18 protein-coding genes are annotated in these 19,063 nt (G+C 63.5%); 4 read left to right on the top strand and 14 right to left on the bottom strand.

Annotated elements, in window-relative coordinates; translation table 11 throughout:
- Positions 1–33: 33 nt before the first annotated feature.
- The 11 genes from IVB29_RS01455 to IVB29_RS01505 form a co-directional block, all read right to left on the bottom strand.
- A complete protein-coding gene (locus tag IVB29_RS01455) occupies positions 34–417 on the bottom strand; it encodes a DUF1236 domain-containing protein (protein ID WP_247501605.1) in 384 nt (127 codons plus the stop codon).
- Between the two features lie 111 nt (positions 418–528).
- A complete protein-coding gene (locus tag IVB29_RS01460) occupies positions 529–1,416 on the bottom strand; it encodes a 2-hydroxy-3-oxopropionate reductase (RefSeq protein ID WP_247501606.1) in 888 nt (295 codons plus the stop codon).
- 12 nt (positions 1,417–1,428) lie between these two features.
- Positions 1,429–2,214 (bottom strand): hydroxypyruvate isomerase, encoded by a 786-nt coding sequence (hyi, locus tag IVB29_RS01465; RefSeq protein ID WP_247501607.1) that lies wholly within the window; start codon positions 2,212–2,214, stop codon positions 1,429–1,431.
- Positions 2,215–2,226: 12 nt separating this feature from the next.
- Positions 2,227–4,017 (bottom strand): glyoxylate carboligase, encoded by a 1,791-nt coding sequence (gene gcl, locus IVB29_RS01470; RefSeq protein WP_247501608.1) that lies wholly within the window; start codon positions 4,015–4,017, stop codon positions 2,227–2,229.
- Positions 4,018–4,168: 151 nt separating this feature from the next.
- Positions 4,169–5,971: an adenine deaminase C-terminal domain-containing protein gene (locus IVB29_RS01475; protein WP_247501609.1), complete on the bottom strand. Its 1,803-nt coding sequence runs from the start codon at positions 5,969–5,971 to the stop codon at positions 4,169–4,171.
- Between the two features lie 85 nt (positions 5,972–6,056).
- Positions 6,057–6,857, bottom strand: a complete 801-nt coding sequence (locus tag IVB29_RS01480; protein ID WP_247501610.1) for an NYN domain-containing protein — start codon at positions 6,855–6,857, stop codon at positions 6,057–6,059.
- A gap of 54 nt (positions 6,858–6,911) precedes the next feature.
- Complete coding sequence (locus tag IVB29_RS01485; protein WP_247501611.1) at positions 6,912–8,411, bottom strand: tripartite tricarboxylate transporter permease; 1,500 nt, start codon at positions 8,409–8,411, stop codon at positions 6,912–6,914.
- A complete protein-coding gene (locus IVB29_RS01490) occupies positions 8,411–8,908 on the bottom strand; it encodes a tripartite tricarboxylate transporter TctB family protein (protein ID WP_247501612.1) in 498 nt (165 codons plus the stop codon). The genes IVB29_RS01485 and IVB29_RS01490 overlap by 1 nt, the downstream gene beginning before the upstream one ends.
- Positions 8,905–9,873 (bottom strand): tripartite tricarboxylate transporter substrate binding protein, encoded by a 969-nt coding sequence (locus IVB29_RS01495; protein WP_247501613.1) that lies wholly within the window; start codon positions 9,871–9,873, stop codon positions 8,905–8,907. Before IVB29_RS01495 ends, IVB29_RS01490 begins: the two co-directional genes overlap by 4 nt.
- A gap of 114 nt (positions 9,874–9,987) precedes the next feature.
- The gene (locus IVB29_RS01500) at positions 9,988–10,830 is read right to left on the bottom strand and encodes an IclR family transcriptional regulator (RefSeq protein WP_247501614.1); all 843 of its coding nucleotides are present in this window, start codon (positions 10,828–10,830) and stop codon (positions 9,988–9,990) included.
- 192 nt (positions 10,831–11,022) lie between these two features.
- Positions 11,023–13,152 carry an acetate--CoA ligase family protein gene (locus IVB29_RS01505; RefSeq protein WP_247501615.1) on the bottom strand — a complete coding sequence of 710 codons (2,130 nt, stop codon included), beginning with the start codon at positions 13,150–13,152 and terminating at the stop codon, positions 11,023–11,025.
- Between the two features lie 349 nt (positions 13,153–13,501).
- Between IVB29_RS01505 and IVB29_RS01510 the strand changes: the two genes are divergently transcribed.
- The 4 genes from IVB29_RS01510 to IVB29_RS01525 all read left to right on the top strand — a co-directional run bounded on the left by IVB29_RS01510 (position 13,502) and on the right by IVB29_RS01525 (position 18,033).
- On the top strand, positions 13,502–14,197 hold the full coding sequence (locus tag IVB29_RS01510; protein ID WP_177195923.1) for a GntR family transcriptional regulator: 696 nt from the start codon (positions 13,502–13,504) through the stop codon (positions 14,195–14,197).
- 60 nt (positions 14,198–14,257) lie between these two features.
- Entirely contained in the window at positions 14,258–15,991 is a 1,734-nt protein-coding gene (oxc, locus tag IVB29_RS01515) for an oxalyl-CoA decarboxylase (RefSeq protein WP_247501616.1), read from the top strand.
- Positions 15,992–16,054: 63 nt separating this feature from the next.
- A complete protein-coding gene (frc, locus tag IVB29_RS01520) occupies positions 16,055–17,332 on the top strand; it encodes a formyl-CoA transferase (protein WP_247501617.1) in 1,278 nt (425 codons plus the stop codon).
- A gap of 518 nt (positions 17,333–17,850) precedes the next feature.
- Positions 17,851–18,033, top strand: coding sequence for a hypothetical protein (locus IVB29_RS01525; RefSeq protein ID WP_247501618.1), 183 nt, complete (start codon positions 17,851–17,853; stop codon positions 18,031–18,033).
- Positions 18,034–18,100: 67 nt separating this feature from the next.
- On the opposite strand, the gene IVB29_RS01530 is transcribed toward IVB29_RS01525, so the two are convergent.
- From IVB29_RS01530 to IVB29_RS01540, 3 genes are all read right to left on the bottom strand, one after another.
- Positions 18,101–18,325, bottom strand: coding sequence for a hypothetical protein (locus tag IVB29_RS01530; protein ID WP_247501619.1), 225 nt, complete (start codon positions 18,323–18,325; stop codon positions 18,101–18,103).
- Between the two features lie 55 nt (positions 18,326–18,380).
- The gene (locus IVB29_RS01535) at positions 18,381–18,623 is read right to left on the bottom strand and encodes a transcriptional regulator (RefSeq protein WP_247501620.1); all 243 of its coding nucleotides are present in this window, start codon (positions 18,621–18,623) and stop codon (positions 18,381–18,383) included.
- Between the two features lie 99 nt (positions 18,624–18,722).
- Positions 18,723–18,932 carry a cold-shock protein gene (locus IVB29_RS01540; protein WP_247501621.1) on the bottom strand — a complete coding sequence of 70 codons (210 nt, stop codon included), beginning with the start codon at positions 18,930–18,932 and terminating at the stop codon, positions 18,723–18,725.
- Positions 18,933–19,063: the final 131 nt, after the last annotated feature.

Genomic DNA, 19,063 nt, shown 5'->3' on the forward strand with positions numbered 1-19,063 from the left:
GGCCCGTTTCTCTCAAGCTGATGCTTGCGCCAATCAGTCGATGATCTTGACGACGCGGCGCGTGCGCGGCTCGACGATCACGCGGCGATCGTTCACGACCGCATAGCGGTATTCGGTGTAGTTCGGCACGGGCCGCAACACCACGGTCGGCGGCAGCGGCTCGCCGACCACGACGCGCTCCTGCACCACGACGGAGTCATCGCGCGGGATTCCGCCCAGGATCGCATTCGGGATTTCCAGGCCGGCGCCGACGGCCGCACCGACGGTGCCGCCGACCATCGCCCCAACCGGGCCGCCGACGTCGCCGCCCGCGCGCGCGCCGTTCCTGGCGCCCTGTTCGGTCGTCGACTGGGCAAAGGCTGCGCTCGACGCCAGCAGCGACGCGGCAGCCAACGAAATCGCAAGACGGGTTTTCATGTCCACACTCTCCAGTATTGTTGTGCGCCTTCAACCGCGGAGGTGGACCATAGTTCCGGTTCCCGCGCGACGAAAGACGCAGCAAATCTGGAGAGTGTTACTGCGTAACACTTATGCCGCGGCGATCTCGTGGCCGGCCATCAGTTCCAGCGCGCGCACCATCGCAGAATGGTCCCAGGCCTTGCCGCCATGCGCGGTGCAGGACGAGAACAATTGCTGCGCGACCGCCGTGCTCGGCAACGACAGGCCGAGCGCACGCGCGCCTTCGAGCGCGAGGTTGAGATCCTTCTGGTGCAGCTCGATGCGGAAACCGGGATCGAAATTGCGCGTCACCATGCGTTCGCCATGAACTTCGAGAATGCGCGACGCGGCAAACCCGCCCATCAATGCCTTGCGCACCAGCGCGGGGTTCGCACCGGCCTTTGATGCAAACAGCAGCGCTTCGCTCACTGCCTCGATCGTCAGCGCGACAATGATCTGGTTGGCGACCTTCGTCGTCTGTCCATCGCCATTGGCGCCGACATGCGTGACGTTCTTGCCCATCCTGTCGAAGATCGGCTTCATGGTGCCAAAGGCGCGCTCGGGGCCGCCGACCATGATGGTAAGGCTCGCAGCTTTCGCACCGACCTCCCCGCCTGACACCGGCGCGTCGAGATAATCGGCGCCGAGCGCCTCGATCTTCTTCGCAAACTCTTTCGTCGCGAGCGGCGAGATCGAGCTCATGTCGACGACGATCTTGCCCTTTGAGATTCCGGCCGCGACGCCATCCTTGCCGAACAGCACCGCTTCCACATGCGGTGTATCAGGCACCATGATGATGACGGCATCCGCCTCCTCCGCGACCTCCTTGGCCGATTTACAGGCGATGCCGCCGGCCGTGATCAGCTCGTGGGCAACAGGCGCAACGTCATGCAGGAGAACACGATGGCCCGCGGCCAGAAGGTGGCCGGCCATCGGCCGTCCCATGGTGCCAAGTCCGATGAAGCCGATATCGATCATGTCCAGATTTCCTCAGGTCTCGAATGTCTGCGCGGCGTGCCAGGACAGGCCTTCCAGCGTCGTGGTGCGCGGCTTGTATTCGCAGCCGACCCAGCCGCGATAGCCGATCGCGTCGAGATGGCGGAACAGGAAGGGATAGTTGATCTCGCCCGTACCCGGCTCGTGGCGGCCGGGATTGTCGGCGAGCTGGATGTGCGCGATCTCTGGCAGATATTCCTGCATGGTGCGGGCGAGATCGCCCTCCATGATCTGCATGTGATAGATGTCGTACTGGATGAACAGATTGTTCGACCGCACCTCGGAGATCAACTGCACCGCCTGCTCGGTGCCGTTGAGGTGGAAGCCGGGAATGTCGAGCGTGTTGATCGGCTCGACCAGCAGCTTGATGTTCTCGCGCGCCAGCGTCGAGGCGGCGAAGCGCAAATTTCCGACCAGCGTCTCGTTGAGCTCGCGCGGATCGGCATCGACAGGTGCGATGCCGACGAGGCAGTTGAGCTGCTCGCAATCGAGCGCCTTGGCGTAGTCGATGGCGCGGAACACGCCATCGCGGAATTCGGCGGTACGATCGGGCAGGATCGCGATGCCGCGTTCACCGGCAGCCCAATTGCCTGCGGGGAGATTGTGCAGCACCTGCGTCAGCCCGTGGGCCTTGAGCTGCTCGCGCAAAAGCACCTTGTCGAAATCATAGGGGAAGAGATACTCGACCCCGGCAAAGCCTGCCGCTTTCGCCGCTGCGAAGCGGTCGATGAACGGCATCTCGTTGAAGAGCATGGTGAGGTTGGCGGCGAATTTCGGCATGATGCTGTCCCCCTATTCCGCGGGCTGGAGTACGCCGGGCCGCTTGATCCCGACCTCGTCGAGCGGCAGATCCAGCACCTCCTCGAACTCGACGATGTTGTCGATCTCGGTGCCCATCGCGATGTTGGTGACGCGTTCGAGGATGAACTCGACCACCACGGGCACGCGGTGCTTGGCCATCAATTCGCGTGCCGTGGCAAACGCCGCCTGCGTGTCCTTGGGGTCGGTGACGCGGATCGCCTTGCAGCCGAGGCCTTCGGCGACTGCGACATGGTCGACGCCGTAACCATTGAGCTCCGGCGCGTTGACGTTCTCGAACGAGAGCTGAACGTGATAGTCCATGTCGAAGCCGCGCTGGGCTTGGCGGATCAGGCCGAGATAGGAATTGTTCACGACGACGTGGATGTAGGGCAGATTGAACTGCGCGCCGACCGCGAGCTCCTCGATCAGGAACTGGAAGTCGTAGTCGCCCGACAGCGCGACGATCTCGCGATCAGGACACGCCGCCCGCACGCCGAGCGCGGCGGGCAATGTCCAGCCGAGTGGCCCGGCCTGCCCGGCATTGATCCAGTTGCGCGGCTTGTAGACGCCCAAAAACTGCGCGCCGGCGATCTGCGACAGACCGATCACGGTGACGTAAGTGGTGTCGCGGCCAAAGGCCTTGTTCATCTCCTCATAGACGCGCTGCGGCTTGATCGGGACGTTGTCAAAGTGGCTCTTGCGCAGCATCGTCTTCTTGCGATCGCGGCAGGACGCGGGCCACGCCTGGCGCTCGCGGAGCCTGCCTGACCGGCGCCACTCCCTGGCGACGGCGACGAAGAGCTCGAGCGCGGCCTTCGCGTCCGAGACGATGCCAAGATCGGGATTGAACACGCGCCCGATCTGGGTCGGCTCAATGTCGACATGCACGAAGGTACGGCATTTGGTGTAGGTCTCGACCGAGCCGGTGTGGCGGTTGGCCCAGCGGTTGCCGATGCCGAGCACGAAATCGGACTCCAGCATCGTCGCGTTGCCGTAGCGGTGGCTGGTCTGAAGACCGACCATGCCGGCCATCAGCACGTGATCATCAGGGATCGCGCCCCATCCCATCAGCGTCGGGACAACAGGCACGTTGACGATCTCGGCGAATTCCACCAGCAGGTCGGACGCGTCGGCGTTGATGATGCCGCCACCCGCGACGATCAGCGGCCGCTCGGCCGCGTTGAGCATCTCCAGCGCCTTCTCGACCTGTTTTCGCGAGGCGGCCGGCTTGTAGACCGGCAGCGGCTCATAGGTCTCGTCGTCGAACTCGATCTCGGCAAGCTGCACGTCGAGCGGCATGTCGATCAGCACCGGCCCCGGACGCCCCGAGCGCATCACATGAAAGGCCTGGCTGAACACGCGCGGCACCAGCGCCGGCTCACGCACCGTCACCGCCCATTTGGTTACGGGCTTTGCGATCGACTCGATGTCGACGGCCTGAAAATCCTCCTTGTAGAGGCGCGCGCGCGGCGCCTGTCCGGTGATGCAGAGGATCGGAATGGAATCGGCGATCGCCGAATAGAGCCCGGTGATCATGTCGGTCCCGGCCGGCCCCGAGGTGCCGATGCAGACGCCGATATTGCCGGCCTTGGCTCGCGTATAGCCCTCGGCCATGTGCGAGGCGCCCTCAACATGGCGCGCGAGGATGTGGCGGATCGAACCGCGCTTCTTCAGCGCCGAGTAAAGCGGATTGATTGCAGCCCCGGGAACCCCGAAGGCCGTCGAGATGCCTTCCTTCTCCAGAATTCGCACGGCAGCATCGATAGCTCGCATCTTCGCCATATCGGACCTCGCTTAGGTGGTGTCAGCGAGCGAGATCATCGGGTGTGCAAGATGCGATCTCAACGAGATCGATTTTATTTTCCACGATGCGGCAGCCGCGGAAAAATCGTGGGCGTCTCAAGCAGTTAGATCGAGATATGCGTGAAAGCGCTCACTCGAACAGCGGCGTCAGTTCCATCTGCGGCACCAGCACAAGGCCCTTGTCGGTGATGCGAATTTCCGGAATGACCGATAGCGGAATCAGATTGAAGCCCATGTAGGGGATGGTGCAGCCGGCCTCCGTCCACTCCTTCTTCAGTACCTTGACCTCTTCAGCCACTTCGGTGACGCGCTTGTCAGACAAGAGGCCCGCGATCGGCAGCGGGATCAGTGCCCTCACCTCGCCGTCGGCGACGACGCAGACACCGCCCTGCTGCTCCTTGATGGCGGCGATAGCCACCTGCATGTCGGGCTCGTTGATGCCGGCGACGATGATGTTGTGGCTGTCGTGGCCGACGCTGGAGGCGACCGCGCCGCGCTTCAGGCCGAAATCCTTGAGCAGGCCGTAGGCGACGTTGCCGGCCGACTTGCCGTGGCGCTCGACCACCGTGACGAAACAGAGGCCGTAGCGCTCAAACAGCGACGGCCAGTCCTTGGCCGGTTCGATCGCGACCTTCTCGTGGATCAGTGTGATGCCGGGCAGCGCAGTCTTGATCGCGTTGACGGTGCAGGCCTTCGCCGGCAGTTCCGGCGTCAGCTTCACCTTTTCAGGCAACTTCACCGTTGCGTAGGCTGCCTTCGGGTATTGATAGCGTTGCGACAATGCCTGATCGAGACGTGGCGTGATCTTGCGGTTCTCGACCACCAGCTCGCCGCCATACCAGGTGCTTTGCGGCTTGAGATTGTCGTCCATCAACACGAGATCGGCACGGCGGCCGCCGCCGAGACCCCCGATGTCGCCGTCCATGTTGAAGCGCGTGGCGCCATGCAGCGAGCCCATCGACCAGGCCTGCTCCGGCGACATCCCCGCCTTCACGGCTTCGCGCACCACCCAGTCGAGGCCGAACAGGAGCAAATCGTCGGCGTCGCGGTCATCCGTGCACACGGCCGTGCGCTTGTGCGAGGCCCCTAGCTCGGTGATCGTGCGGATCGCCTGCGGCAGTGAATGCCAGGGCGTGGTCGGCGGTCCCCCGCGCAGGAAGACCCAGACGCCGGCGTCGAGCAGGTCGTCAGCGATGTCGCGGTCGATCGCTTCATGGGTGTCGGTGACGCCGGACGCCGCATAGGCCGCGACGAATTCGCGGCCGTAGACGTGGCCGGACACCGGACGGCCGCGCTTCAACGCGGCCGCCAGGATCGCATGGCTGCGCTCGTCGCCCAGTGTCACGGGCACAAAATCCATCTTCTCGCCGAGCCCTACGGCTTCGGGCCAGCGGTCGAACAGGCCGGCGATCTTGTCCGGCGTGAGATCGCCGCCGGCCGTCTCCAGCGACGCCGAAGTCGCCGGAACCGTGCTCGGCACGGTCAGGAAGATCGAGAGCGGCGCCTCGCGCGCGTCCTCCAGCATCGCCTCGACGCCGGCGACGTCCATGACGTTGCCGATCTCGTGGCTGTCGCAGAAGATCGTGGTGGTGCCGTTCAGCAGCGCTGCCTCGGCATAGGCGCAGGCCGTCACCATCGAGGATTCGATGTGGATGTGCGGATCGACGAGGCCCGGCGCAATGATCCCGCCCGCGGCGTCATAAACCGCGACGTCGCTCCACACTTTTTTCGCCGCACCGGCCGGCTTCACCGCCGCGATACGGCCACCGGTGATCCAGACCTCCCGTCCCGGGTGGATGCGCTCCGAATAGGTCGAGAGCACCCGGGCTCCCGTGACGACGAGATCCGGCGCGACGCGCGCGGAGGCGACATCGGCCAGACGCCGGGTCATCGCGTGCAGCGGTGCGACGGTGAAGCGGGTAAGTCTGGTCATCGGAACCCTCGCATGGCGTTACGGCCGCGCGATGGTTACGCCCTGCACCAAGCCGGGCAAGCTCAAATATAACGGCAGGCCCTGCCTACGCCTTGGGCGCCGAACCGCCTGCCGTCCCCGGCCTTGCAGGTCTGCGCGGGTTCCGCCGTCTCGGCGGTGCTGCGGCAGCAGGCTTGACCCGTATCCGGATCGACCGGCCCTTCGATTCATCGATGTCGAACGAATTCGTCTTTCGCACGAGATCGCTCAGCTTGCGGGAGCCGTAGGTTCTCGAATCGAAATCAGGGGCGAGGTTGGTAAGCCCTTTTCCGACTTCCCCGAGAGAAACCCATCCATCCTCGCTCTCCATCTGGGTAATGACCTTCTTGATGATGGGCGTGGCGGCATCGGGTGGCTGAAGCGACGTCGATCTCGAAGCGGCGTCCTGGGTGTTCGCCGGGACGGCAAGCAGGTTCTCCGTGTAAACGAACCTTCGGCAGGCCTGCCGAAAGCTTTCCGGTGTCTTCTGCTCGCCGAACCCAAAGACATCGATGCCCTGCTCCCGGATGCGGGCGGCCAGACGGGTAAAGTCGCTGTCAGATGAGACGAGGCAGAAGCCATCGAACCGGCCGCTGTGAAGCAGGTCCATGGCGTCGATGACCAGGGTGATGTCGGACGCATTCTTTCCCGTCGTATAGGCGAACTGCTGCTGCGGGATGATGGCGTGTTTCGACAGGATGTCGGCCCAGCCCCTCGATCGCGCATTGGAGAAGTCACCGTAGATGCGGCGGACGCTGGCCTCGCCGATCTTGGCAATCTCCTCGAACAATCCATCCGCGATCTTTGCGGAAGCGTTGTCGGCATCGATCAGGACGGCGAGACGGGGCGAGCGAAGTTCCGACGGCATGACGTTTCCTCTACCAGATGGACGCAGCCTTCAAGGACGCGCGCGCCGGGACGGTTAGTCCTCGTTCGCCTTGAAGCGTCCCATCCCCTTCAGCACGAATGGGGCCAGCAGCGCAACCAGTGCGAGGCCGAGCAGTGTCGCCGAGATCGGGCTCTGCAGCAGCGTCATGGGATCGCCGAGGCTGATCGCGAGCGCGCGGCGCAACTGGGCCTCGGCGATCGGGCCGAGGATCAGGCCGACGACGACGGGTGCGATCGGAAAATCAAACCGGCGCATCAGGAAGCCGAGCACGCCGAAACCGGCCAGCATCGACAATTCGACCACCGACGGCTTTGCGGCGATGGTGCCCATGGTCGCGAACACGAGGATGCCGGCATAGAGCCAGGGCTGCGGGATCGCGAGCAGCCGCACCCACAACCCAACCAGCGGCAGGTTGAGGACCAGCAGCATGCAATTGGCGATGAAGAGGCTGGCGATCAGGCCCCAGACGAGGTCAGGCCGCTCGGCGAACAGCAGCGGCCCCGGGTTGAGGCCGTATTGCTGGAAGCCCGCCAGCATCATCGCGGCCGTTGCCGAGGTCGGCAATCCCAGCGTCAGCAGCGGCACCAGCGTTCCGGCGGCAGAGGCATTGTTGGCGGCTTCAGGTCCCGCCACGCCTTCGATCGCGCCCTTGCCGAATTCTTCCGGGTATTTTGTGAGCCGCTTCTCGGTCGAATAAGAGAGGAAGGTCGGAATCTCCGCGCCGCCCGCCGGCAGCGCGCCGATCGGGAAGCCGAACATGGTGCCGCGCAGCCACGGCTTCCACGACCGCTTCCAGTCTTCCTTGGTCATCCACAGCGAGCCGCGCACCGGCTCGAGCTTCTCTTCGGTGTGGTGGCGGCGCGATGCGACGTAGAGCGCCTCGCCCACCGCGAACAGTCCGACCGCAAGCGTCGTCACCTCGACGCCGTCGAGCAGCTCGGGGACGCCGAACGCAAGCCGCGCCTGACCGGTCAGCTTGTCGATGCCGACGAGGCCGAGCGTCAGGCCGATGAACAGGCTGGTCAGGCCGCGGATCGGGGAATCGCCGAAGGTCGCCGACACCGTGACGAAGGCGACGCACATCAGCGCGAAGTAATCCTCAGGCCCGAAGCGCACGGCGAAATCGACCAGCCATGGCGCGAGGAATGCGAGCCCGATGGTGGCGATGGTGCCGGCCACGAAGGAGCCAATCGCGGAGGTCGCGAGCGCGGGCCCGCCGCGGCCTGCCTTGGCCATCTTGTTGCCTTCGAGCGCGGTCGCCATCGAGGCGCTCTCGCCGGGCGTGTTGATCAGGATCGCGGTGGTGGAGCCACCATACATGCCGCCATAATAGATGCCGGCGAACATGATTAGCGAGCCGCCGGGATCGAGCTTGTAGGTGACAGGCAGCAGCAGCGCGACCGTCAGCGCCGGGCCGATGCCGGGCAACACGCCCACGGCCGTGCCGAGGAACACGCCGATCAGCGCGTACAGCAGGTTCATTGGCTGGACGGCGACCGCCATGCCGTGGGCCAGCGCCGCAAAAGTGTCCATCACAGCAGTCGCTCCAGCGGGCCGGTCGGAAGGCTTAGCGTCAACAAGCGGTCGAACGCGAGATAGATGAGAGTGGACATCACGAGGGCGATGACGCTGTCGACGACGATGGCGCGGCGTCCGAACGCCGCCGACGTCGTCACGAACAGCGCCGACGTCGCCATGATGAAGCCGCCGCCGAAGCCGATGATGGCGATCAGCAAGGCAAGACCGATGAGGATCAGAACCACCGGCACGGGATCGGCACTCTCGCGCGCCGGCAAATTACCGCGTAGCGCGTCAACAAAATTGCCGATCGCGAGCAGCGCGAGGCCACAGGCGATCACGACCGGCATCGCCTCCGGCCCCATCCCGTACATCGAAGTGGATTGCAGTCCGCGCGCGTCCCACACCAGCACCGCGGCGATGGCTGCGAGCAATGCGGCGATGACGATGCCGGCGCGATCGACGCGCCGCGGCGGCTGGACGGGGTCGCCAGACGCGTGATCTTGGGTCATGATTTGACCAGGCCAACCGATTTCAGCACGTCAGTGACGCGCACTGTTTCCTTCTTCAGGAAGTCGGTGAAGGCATCCCCGCCGAGATAAGCATCTTCCCAGCCCTTCTGCTTGAGAATCTCCTTCCAGGCGTCCGACTTCACCATCTTCTCGACTGCATCGCTCAAGGTCTTGCGCTGCTCTGGCGTGATGCCGGGAGGCGCGACCACCGAACGCCAGTTGGCGATCACGAGGTCGATGCCCTGCTCTTTGAAGGTCGGGATGTCGCTGCCCGGGATGCGCTTCTCCGAGGTCACGCCGATCGCCCGCAATTTGCCGGACTTGATCTGCCCGTCATATTCGCTCAACCCCGAAATGCCCGCGGTGACCTTGCCGCCAAGAATGGCGGCGAGCGACTCGCCGCCGCCGGAGAACGGGATGTAGTTGATCTTCTTCGCGTCGGCGCCGACGGCGCCCGCGAACAACGCGGCCATCACATGATCGACGCCACCGGCCGAACCGCCGGCGAAGGTGACCTTGGCGATATCGGCCTTCACCGCGGCGGCCAGATCCTGCGCCGTCTTGATCGGCGAGTTCGCGGGCACCACGATCACCTGGATTTCCTCGGTGAGGCGGGCGATCGGCGTCACCTGCTCGAGGGTGACAGGCGACTTGTTCATGGCGAGTGCGCCCACCATGACGAAGCCGTTGACCATCAGCTGGTTGCCGTCGCCCTTGGCGCTGTTGACGAACTGCGCAATGCCGACGCTGCCGCCTGCGCCGGGAACGTTGACGACCTGCACGCTGCGCGCGACGGCGGAGGCGACCAGCGCCTGCTGCATCGAGCGCGCGGTCTGATCCCAGCCACCGCCCGGAGCCGCCGGCGCCATCAGCTTGAGCTCAAGCTGCTGGGCGACGGCTGGCGTCGCCGCAGCGAGGGTCAGCGTGACGGCTGCGCCGACAAGGCGCGCGGAAAATCGAAACATGAGGGCATTCTCCAGGCTCGTGCGGACGTTGTTGATGTTTTGCCGCATCGTGTCGTTTGGTCGCATATCAGCCAAAACGGCCAATGCTGTCCAGCGACGGCACCTAGTTCCCCGTTAGCCAGAATTCGGCATCACTCCGCCGAGTGCGCGCGTCAACTCGCCGGCGACATCGCGCACAATTTGCCCGATTTCCGGCAATCTCTCATCGGTCAGACGGCTGGTCATGCCCGAGACGGAGATCGCCGCGAGCGGCTCGGCGCAGTCGTTGTAGACAACTGCGGCAATACAACGCAGGCCCATGGAGGCCTCTTCGTCGTCGATCGCAAAACCCTGTTTGCGGATCGTCGCGAGCTCCTTGAAGAGATCGCCCGGCCGCACGATCGATTTCTCGGTCAGGCGGGGCATGCCGTGATGGCGTATGACCGCTCCGACGTCGTCATCCGAATAGGTCGCGAGCACCGCCTTGCCGACGCCAGAAGTCACCATGGCCACACGGCCGCCGACCTGGGTCAGCGAGCGCATGATCTCGCGGCTCTCCATGCGGGTGAGCACGATGATGTATTCGTCGTCGACCACGGCGAGGTTGGCGGTCTCGCGGGTGAGATCGCGCAGCTTGCGGAGGTATGGAATCGCCTGCGTGGAGAAATTGCGCCGCCGCGCGAAGCTGGCGCCGACCGTGAAGCTGCGCACGCCGACATGCCATTTGGATGCGGCGCGGTCGAACTGCACGAAGCGGCGGCTCTCCAGCGTTGCCAGCAGCCGGTGCACAGTGGAGGCCGACAGGCCGGTGCGAACCGCGAGATCGCTGAGGCGATAGCCTTCGTCGTCTTCTGCCAATGTCTCGAGGATCGACAGCGCGCGGTCGACGGACTGCACACCGCCGTCACGCGCGTCGTGGTCAGCCTCCGATGGCGATCGGGGCTCGAGCGATTTGCGCCGGATCACGTTCTTGCTCATCGCGACCTGCATTGCCAATCGGACAAGACGCGAGCCGCCTCTTCTCCCTCGCCCCGTTCTTACGGGGAGAGGGTCGGTGTGAGGGGCTATCCGCAAATAAGGTGAGAGACGGACTCGCGGAGAGCCCCCTCACCCGAATTGCTTCGCAATTCGACCTCTCCCCGCACGCGGGGAGAGGTGAACGTCAACGTCTCAGAGCAGCCCTGCCCCACGCGCCCATTTGTACTTGGCGCCGAGCACCTCGACCGGCAGCTCGGTCGAGTAAGCATAGGCCGGGATGCCGTTCTGGTAGAGATATTCGGCGGCTTCCTCGACCTCGACGTCGCCGGCGAGCGAGGCCACGATGGGCTTCACAAAACCCTTGGCCTCCATCTCCTTCTTCACTTCGACCATGTTGCGGGCGAACACCATCGGCGGCGTGACGATGGTGTGCCAATAGCCGAGGATCAGCGAATGGATGCGCTCGTCCGTCAGGCCAAGCTTGACCGTGTTGACGTAGGTGATCGGCGGCTCGCCGCCGGTGATATCCACAGGATTTCCGGCCGCGCCAAACGGCGGGATGAACTTGCGAAAGGCCGCGTCGAGATCCGCCGGCATCGACATCAGCGAAAGCCCGTTGTCGACGCAGGAGTCCGACAGCAGCACGCCCGAGCCGCCGGCACCGGTGATGATCAGCACGTTCTCGCCCTTCGGCGTCGGCAGCACCGGCACGCCACGGGCGAATTCGAGCAACTGACGCAACGAGCGGGCGCGGATCACGCCCGACTGCGCCAGCACATCCTCGTAGATCTTGTCGTTACCGGCGAGCGCGCCGGTGTGAGAGGACGCGGCCTTGGCGCCGGCCGAGGTGCGGCCGGCCTTGAGCACAACGACCGGCTTCTTCTTGGAGACGCGCTTGGCGGCTTCCGCGAAGGCGCGGCCGTCCTTCAGGTCTTCGCAATGCTGCGCGATGATCGTCGTGTTCGGATCCTGCTCGAAGAAGGCAAGCAGATCGTCCTCGTCGATGTCGGACTTGTTGCCGAGGCCGACGATCGCCGACACGCCCATCTTCGCCGAGCGCGAGAAGCCGATGATCGCCATTCCGATGCCGCCGGACTGCGACGATAGCGCGGCCGAGCCTTTGACGTCGTAGGCGGTGCAGAAGGTCGCGCAGAGATTGGCCGGGGTATAGTAGAAGCCATAGATATTCGGCCCCATCAGGCGGATGTCGTATTTCTTGCCGATCTCAACGATCTCGGCCTGCAATTCCGGCGCGCCCGCTTCGGCAAAGCCCGACGGGATCAGCACGGCGCCCGGGATTTTCTTCTCGCCGCATTCGGTCAGCGCACCGGCCACGAACTTCGCAGGGATCGCGAACACCGCCGTGTCGATCACACCCGGCACGTCCTTGACGCTCTTGTACGCCTTGTAGCCGAGGATTTCGGCGGCCTTGGGATGGATCGGATAGATGTCGCCCTTGTAGCCGCCGTTGATGAGGTTCTTCATCACGGAGTTGCCGATCTTGCCGTCCTCGGCGGAAGCGCCAACCACGGCGACCGCCTTCGGCTGCATGATGCGGTTCATGGCCGCGACGATCTCTTCGGTCGGGCGCGGCTTCGGCTTCGGCACATAGGCGAAGTCGACGACGATGCGGACGTCGGCGGCGATCGCGTCCTTTGCAGTCGCAAAGACAGGGTTGAGGTCGAGCTCGACGATCTCAGGGAAATCGGTGACGAGCTGCGAGACCTTGACGATCACGTCGGCCAGCGCGGTGCGGTTGACCGGCTCGCCGCCGCGAACGCCCTTCAAGATTTCATGTGCCTGGATGCCGTCGAGCATCGAGAGCGCGTCTTGCTTGGTCGCGGGCGCGAGGCGGAAGGTGATGTCCTTCAAGACTTCGACCAGCACGCCGCCGAGGCCGAAGGCGACCAGCTTGCCGAACGAGCCGTCGGTGATCGAGCCTACGATGACTTCGGTGCCGCCGGCCAGCATCTGCTGCACCTGGACGCCCTCGATCTTGGCGTCGGCCTTATACTTCTTGGCGTTGGAGAGGATGGTCTCGTAGGCCTTCTCGGCGTCTTCTGCCGTCTTGAGGCCGACAATGACGCCGCCGGCTTCCGTCTTGTGGAGAATGTCCGGCGAGACGATCTTCATCACCACCGGGAAGCCCATGGACGACGCCATCTTGGCGGCTTCGCCACCCGACTTCGCCACGCCCTCCTTCGGCACCGGGATGCCGTAGGCGTCGCAGACCAGCTTGCCTTCCGGCGCCGTCAGGCTGCTGCGGTTGTCCGCCTTGACCTGGTCGAGCACCTTGCGGACGGCGTCTTTGGAATTGGACATGTGGCTTCTCCCTTGACCTTGGTTCTTGCGTTCTCAAAGCGCGCGCATGTTGCGGCTGCCCGTGATCCTTGCCATTCGCCGCGCTCTGTTCCATGTCGCGGAATGGAGTGGCATAAAGCCAAGATTACTCCGCCGCTTTGGATCAAAAATGGCTGGCGATGGCATTTGGTATGCCAGAAGCCAACTTGTCAAGCTGCAGCGCAGCTTAGAACGCTGCAAAAAATAGGCAGCTTGACATTCTGGTATTTGGTATGCCAAAAACTTTCCAGTTAATATTCCTGTAAAAGACGACTCCCACTGGAGGAGAATCGTCGTGTCACTGCGGAAACCAACCAAGGCGTTGCCGAACATGGCCGAGGCGGACATCTCAATCGTTCGTATTGCCCCGGAGAGCAGCTTCAAGAACAAGGCGTATGACGCCTTGAAGGAAGCCATCCTCAAGATGGACATCTACTCGACGCCCGAGCCGGTCATGCTCGACGAGCGCGCGCTGTCCGAACGGCTGGGTGTCAGTCGCACCCCGATCCGCGAAGCAATCGCGATGCTCGAGCAGGACGGTTTCGTGAAGACCGTTCCGCGCCGCGGCATCATGGTGGTGCGCCGGACCAAGACCGAGATCGTCGACATGATCCGCGCCTGGGCGGCGCTGGAGAGCATGGCGGCCCGCCTCATCACCACCACCGCGCGCAAGAAAGACATCACGGCACTGCGCGACTATTTCAAGGACTTCAGCAAGGACCGCCTGCCTGAAGATCACGTCGAGGAATATTCGCGCGCCAACATCGCCTTCCATCAGGCGCTGATCTCGCTGTCGGAATCGTCGGTGCTGGTCGATCTCACCAACGACCTCCTGCTGCACGTGCGCGGCTACCGGCAACTGACCATCGGACGCAAGGATCGCACCGCGACGTCCCTGCCCGAACATCTCGGCATGATCGAAGCGCTGGAATCGCGCGACACCGAGCTCGCAGAGAAGCGCACCCGCGACCACACCCTCGGCCTTGCCGCCTACGTCGAAGCGCACGGCCAGGAATTGTTCAACTAGCAACGTTCACCAGAAGGGCGAAAAATTCGCCCCACTATTGAGACCAGGGAGACAAGGCCCATGCTGAACACCGCGACCAAGTCCGAAGCACCGGGCACCGAGCAGGAGCTGACGGATGGCTTTCATCTCGTCATCGACGCGCTCAAGCTGAACGGCATCAACACCATCTATAATGTGCCGGGCATCCCGATCACGGATCTGGGCCGCATGGCGCAGGCCGAAGGCATTCGCATGATCTCGTTCCGCCACGAGCAGAACGCCGGTTATGCGGCAGGCATCGCCGGCTACCTCACCAAGAAGCCCGGCATCTGCCTCACAGTCTCCGCGCCCGGCTTCCTCAATGGTCTCACCGCGCTCGCGCACGCCACCACCAACTGCTATCCGATGATCCTGATCTCGGGCTCCTCCGAGCGCGAGATCGTCGACCTCCAGCAGGGCGACTACGAAGAGATGGACCAGCTCGCGATTGCGAAGCCGCTGTGCAAGGCGGCCTATCGCGTGCTGCACGCTCAGGACATCGGCATTGGTCTCGCCCGCGCCATCCGCGCCGCGGTCTCGGGCCGTCCGGGCGGCGTCTATCTCGACCTGCCGGCAAAGCTGTTCGGCCAGGTCATGAACGCCGATGCCGGCCAGAAGTCGCTGGTGAAGGTGATCGACGCAGCGCCTGCGCAGATCCCCTCGCCCGCTTCGATCAAGCGCGCGCTCGATGTTCTGAAGAGCGCAAAACGTCCGCTGATCATCCTCGGCAAGGGCGCGGCCTACGCGCAGGCTGACGAAGAAATCAAAACCTTCGTCGAGAAGAGCGGCGTGCCGTTCCTGCCGATGAGCATGGCCAAGGGCCTGCTCTCCGACACGCACCCGCAATGCGCCGGCGCTGCCCGCTCGACGGTCCTGAAAGAATCCGACGTCGTGCTGCTGATCGGCGCCCGTTTGAACTGGCTGCTCTCGCACGGCAAGGGCAAGAGCTGGGGCGAAGCGCCCAAGAAGTTCATCCAGGTCGACATCGAGCCGCGTGAGATGGACTCCAACGTCGAGATCGTCGCGCCCGTCGTCGGCGACATCGGCTCGGTCGTCTCGGCCTTCAACCAGGCGATTGCCACCGGTTGGACCGCGCCGCCGGCCGAATGGACCAAAGCGATTGCGTCCAAGCGCGACGAGAACGTCGCCAAGATGGCGCCGAAGCTCATGAACAACAAATCGCCGATGGATTATCACGGCGCGCTCGGCGTCTTGAAGAACGTGATCAAGGATCACCCCGAGGCGATCCTCGTCAACGAAGGCGCCAACACGCTCGACCTCGCCCGCGGCGTCATCGACATGTACAAACCGCGCAAGCGTCTCGACGTCGGCACCTGGGGCGTGATGGGCATCGGCATGGGCCAGGCGATCGCGGCCACGCTGGAGACCGGTCACCCCGTGCTCGCAGTGGAAGGCGACTCGGCCTTCGGCTTCTCCGGCATGGAGGTCGAGACCATCTGCCGCTACAACCTTCCGATCTGCATCGTCATCTTCAACAATGACGGCATCTATCGCGGCACCGACGTCAACAGCGTCAACGCCGATCCCGCGACGACGGTGTTCGTCAAGGGCGCGCGCTACGACAAGATGATGGAAGCCTTTGGCGGCGTCGGCGTGAACGCGACCTCGCCGGACGAGCTCAAGCGCGCCGTCAACGAGGCGATGGCCTCGGGCAAGCCGACCCTCATCAACGCGGTGATCGATCCGGCCGCCGGCTCGGAGAGCGGCCGCATCGGCAACCTCAATCCGCAGAGCGTTTTGCAGAAGAAAAAGTAAGTCCACCCCTCAACCCTTTAATCCCTGCGGTTGGCGGGGGCAGACAGAGTACGGAGCAACACCATGACCAAAGCGCTCGAGGGCGTTCGCATTCTCGATTTCACCCACGTCCAGTCAGGACCGACCTGCACGCAGTTGCTCGCCTGGTTCGGCGCCGACGTGATCAAGGTGGAACGTCCGGGCGTGGGTGACATCACCCGCGGCCAGCTGCAGGACATCCCGAACGTGGACAGCCTGTATTTCACCATGCTCAACCACAACAAGCGCTCGATCACGCTCGACACCAAGAACCCCAAGGGCAAGGAAGTCCTCACCGAGCTGATCAAGAAGTGCGACGTGCTGGTCGAGAATTTCGGCCCCGGCGTGCTCGACCGCATGGGCTTCCCCTGGGAGAAGATCCAGTCGATCAATCCGAAGATGATCGTCGCCTCGATCAAGGGCTTTGGTCCCGGACCGTACGAAGACTGCAAGGTCTATGAGAACGTCGCGCAGTGCACCGGCGGCGCCGCCTCCACCACCGGCTTCCGCGACGGCCTGCCGCTCGTCACAGGCGCGCAGATCGGCGACAGCGGCACCGGCCTGCATCTGGCGCTCGGCATCGTCACCGCGCTCTATCAGCGCACGCATTCCGGCAAGGGCCAGAAGGTCACCGCCGCGATGCAGGACGGTGTCTTGAACCTCGCGCGCGTCAAACTGCGCGACCAGCAGCGCCTCGCTCACGGCCCCCTCAAGGAATACAGCCAGTTCGGCGAAGGCATTCCGTTCGGCGATGCCGTGCCGCGCGCCGGCAATGATTCCGGCGGTGGCCAGCCCGGCCGCATCCTGAAGTGCAAGGGTTGGGAGACCGATCCCAACGCCTACATCTACTTCATCACCCAGGCCCCGGTCTGGGAGAAGATCTGCGACGTGATCGGCGAGCCGACCTGGAAGACCGATCCGAACTATTCGAAGCCGGCGGTCCGCCTGCCGCGCCTGAACGAAATCTTCGGTCGCATCGAACAGTGGACCATGACGAAGACCAAGTTCGAGGCGATGGAAATCCTCAACAAGGACGACATCCCCTGCGGCCCGATTCTGTCGATGAAGGAGATCGCCGAGGACCAGTCGCTGCGCGCGACCGGCACCGTGGTCGAGGTCGACCACCCCACCCGCGGCAAGTACATCTCGGTCGGCAATCCGATCAAGCTGTCGGACTCGGCCAGCGACGTCACCCGCTCGCCGCTGCTCGGCGAGCACACCGACGAGATCCTGCGCGCAGTGCTCGGCTTCAGCGATCACCAGGTCGCCGATATCCACAAGTCCGGCGCACTTGACCCGCCGCAGAAGCAGGCCGCCGAGTAAGCGGACTTCAGATCGAAGAGACGAAAAGGCCGCCTGATGAGGCGGCCTTTTTGCATGAGAAACCCGTCGCGGGTGGAGGCTCAAACCAAAAACTGAAAAACAACCCCATGCACAGTAGCCAACCCCTTGGCGACAAACGTATTTCGTATTTTACGAAATTCATTTGACGCGTCGGGCAAAACAGGGGTATGATGCCATCATCCAAAGAAGCGAATGTCCTTGACCGGCAAAGAGCGCTCAAGGCTTGCCGCGTCGGGCGAGCCAACGCTCAATTCAAGAAATTCCGAGGAACCGATGCCGCCGCGGCCTGTTATTGGTTTGAGCGGTGTGATCTCATAAGTGACAGCGCACCGCCTTCGCAGCGAGTCGCTGGCCGCCTCGCAAATGACTTACCCAGCGTCAAAGAATTGCCCTGCGTCAAAGAATCGCCCAGCGTTAAAGAATTGATCGCTTGCGAGCGGGAGTCGTCGCGTCCGGCACGTGCCGGGACCGAGTTCGTTGATTAAATCGAGGTCGAAATGTTGAGAGATCAATCATCTGATCGCGCCAAGCGTGAAGCCGACAAGGCGTTCAAGCCCGTCAAAGCGCACAAGCCGGTGAATGACTACGTGAAGGCCCAGCACTCCTTTGACGAGAACCGAGAGCGGTTGAAAGCCGAGCGATTGGCGCGTGAGGCCAAGCCGGGCAGCCGCTCCGAATAGGAAGCGCTCCATGCATGGTCCCGTTTGAGGCGCGAACCAAGGCGCTGCGTCGAAATCTGCGCCCGAGCTAAAGCATCGAGAGCACGACGATCCCGTCTTCGAGCTCGCCTGAAGCCAGCCGCGTCCGCGCGATGCGCTCGAATTCGGTTCGATTCTTCTGAAGATAGCTGAAGGCCTGCTTCTGCGTCAGAAATGTCGTCGCAAGCCGGCACATCTGTCGGCCCGCGCCAAGCGCGAGGAAAAAGGTGATTGTGCCACCGCTGTCCGACTTGATTCTAGGCAAGACCCGCACTCTTTAGCATGTGACCGGTCCTCTCCAGATTTTCGTCTGACGCTGTGGAAGCCGACTATTGCGGCAGCTTCTTCTTGCGCTTCGTCGGGGCAGGCCCGGGCAACGATGCTTCAAGAGTCGCGTCGGCCGCTTCCTTGGCCTGACGCAATTCTCGAAGCCGCGCCATGTTCTTGCGAACGTCGACGGATTGCTTTTCGGCATCCGCCATGGCCCGCGCGCCTTCTTCAGCGGCCAAACGCTGGCGATTGGAACGGGCGATAGCTTCGGGTGACTGTTCGGCCGATTTCTTGGCGCTCATTATTCATCCTGGCTCGGCAACGGACAAAACCCGCTCAATCCGGGGATCGAGCGGGCAGCAAGGCCGTTTCAGTACATCCGTGAAACGGCGCCAGAGCCTTTAGGCCAGCGAGAGGTTCTCTGCGCTGACCTTGCCCCGCATCTTGTCGGTCTTGGCCTCGAAGTTGACCTTTTGGCCCTCAGCGAGACCCGAAAGACCAGCCCGCTCGACCGCGCTGATGTGAACGAACACATCGTTGCCGCCGTCGTCGGGCTGAATGAATCCAAAGCCCTTCTGGCCGTTGAACCACTTCACAGTACCTGTCGCCATTTTCTTCTCCAAAGCGCATACGCGCGGGGGTTCCGCGTGACACCCACGCAGAACCAATTCAATTCGTCGATGTCTATGGAAAAGGAGCCCGCGGGCGCATTCAACAAGGCACAGCGGCTGAACGAACGGCT

The organism is Bradyrhizobium sp. 1 (assembly GCF_023073315.1).
In the GTDB taxonomy this organism is placed as follows: domain Bacteria; phylum Pseudomonadota; class Alphaproteobacteria; order Rhizobiales; family Xanthobacteraceae; genus Bradyrhizobium.

Excerpts from the sequence above, each read along its gene's own strand:
- IVB29_RS01455 (WP_247501605.1), bottom strand. The coding sequence starts at position 417 with ATGAAAACCCGTCTTGCGATTTCGTTGGCTGCCGCGTCGCTGCTGGCG.
- IVB29_RS01460 (WP_247501606.1), bottom strand. The coding sequence starts at position 1,416 with ATGATCGATATCGGCTTCATCGGACTTGGCACCATGGGACGGCCGATG.
- hyi (WP_247501607.1), bottom strand. The coding sequence starts at position 2,214 with ATGCCGAAATTCGCCGCCAACCTCACCATGCTCTTCAACGAGATGCCG.
- gcl (WP_247501608.1), bottom strand. The coding sequence starts at position 4,017 with ATGGCGAAGATGCGAGCTATCGATGCTGCCGTGCGAATTCTGGAGAAG.
- IVB29_RS01475 (WP_247501609.1), bottom strand. The coding sequence starts at position 5,971 with ATGACCAGACTTACCCGCTTCACCGTCGCACCGCTGCACGCGATGACC.
- IVB29_RS01480 (WP_247501610.1), bottom strand. The coding sequence starts at position 6,857 with ATGCCGTCGGAACTTCGCTCGCCCCGTCTCGCCGTCCTGATCGATGCC.
- IVB29_RS01485 (WP_247501611.1), bottom strand. The coding sequence starts at position 8,411 with ATGGACACTTTTGCGGCGCTGGCCCACGGCATGGCGGTCGCCGTCCAG.
- IVB29_RS01490 (WP_247501612.1), bottom strand. The coding sequence starts at position 8,908 with ATGACCCAAGATCACGCGTCTGGCGACCCCGTCCAGCCGCCGCGGCGC.
- IVB29_RS01495 (WP_247501613.1), bottom strand. The coding sequence starts at position 9,873 with ATGTTTCGATTTTCCGCGCGCCTTGTCGGCGCAGCCGTCACGCTGACC.
- IVB29_RS01500 (WP_247501614.1), bottom strand. The coding sequence starts at position 10,830 with ATGAGCAAGAACGTGATCCGGCGCAAATCGCTCGAGCCCCGATCGCCA.
- IVB29_RS01505 (WP_247501615.1), bottom strand. The coding sequence starts at position 13,152 with ATGTCCAATTCCAAAGACGCCGTCCGCAAGGTGCTCGACCAGGTCAAG.
- IVB29_RS01510 (WP_177195923.1), top strand. The coding sequence starts at position 13,502 with ATGGCCGAGGCGGACATCTCAATCGTTCGTATTGCCCCGGAGAGCAGC.
- oxc (WP_247501616.1), top strand. The coding sequence starts at position 14,258 with ATGCTGAACACCGCGACCAAGTCCGAAGCACCGGGCACCGAGCAGGAG.
- frc (WP_247501617.1), top strand. The coding sequence starts at position 16,055 with ATGACCAAAGCGCTCGAGGGCGTTCGCATTCTCGATTTCACCCACGTC.
- IVB29_RS01525 (WP_247501618.1), top strand. The coding sequence starts at position 17,851 with ATGTTGAGAGATCAATCATCTGATCGCGCCAAGCGTGAAGCCGACAAG.
- IVB29_RS01535 (WP_247501620.1), bottom strand. The coding sequence starts at position 18,623 with ATGAGCGCCAAGAAATCGGCCGAACAGTCACCCGAAGCTATCGCCCGT.
- IVB29_RS01540 (WP_247501621.1), bottom strand. The coding sequence starts at position 18,932 with ATGGCGACAGGTACTGTGAAGTGGTTCAACGGCCAGAAGGGCTTTGGA.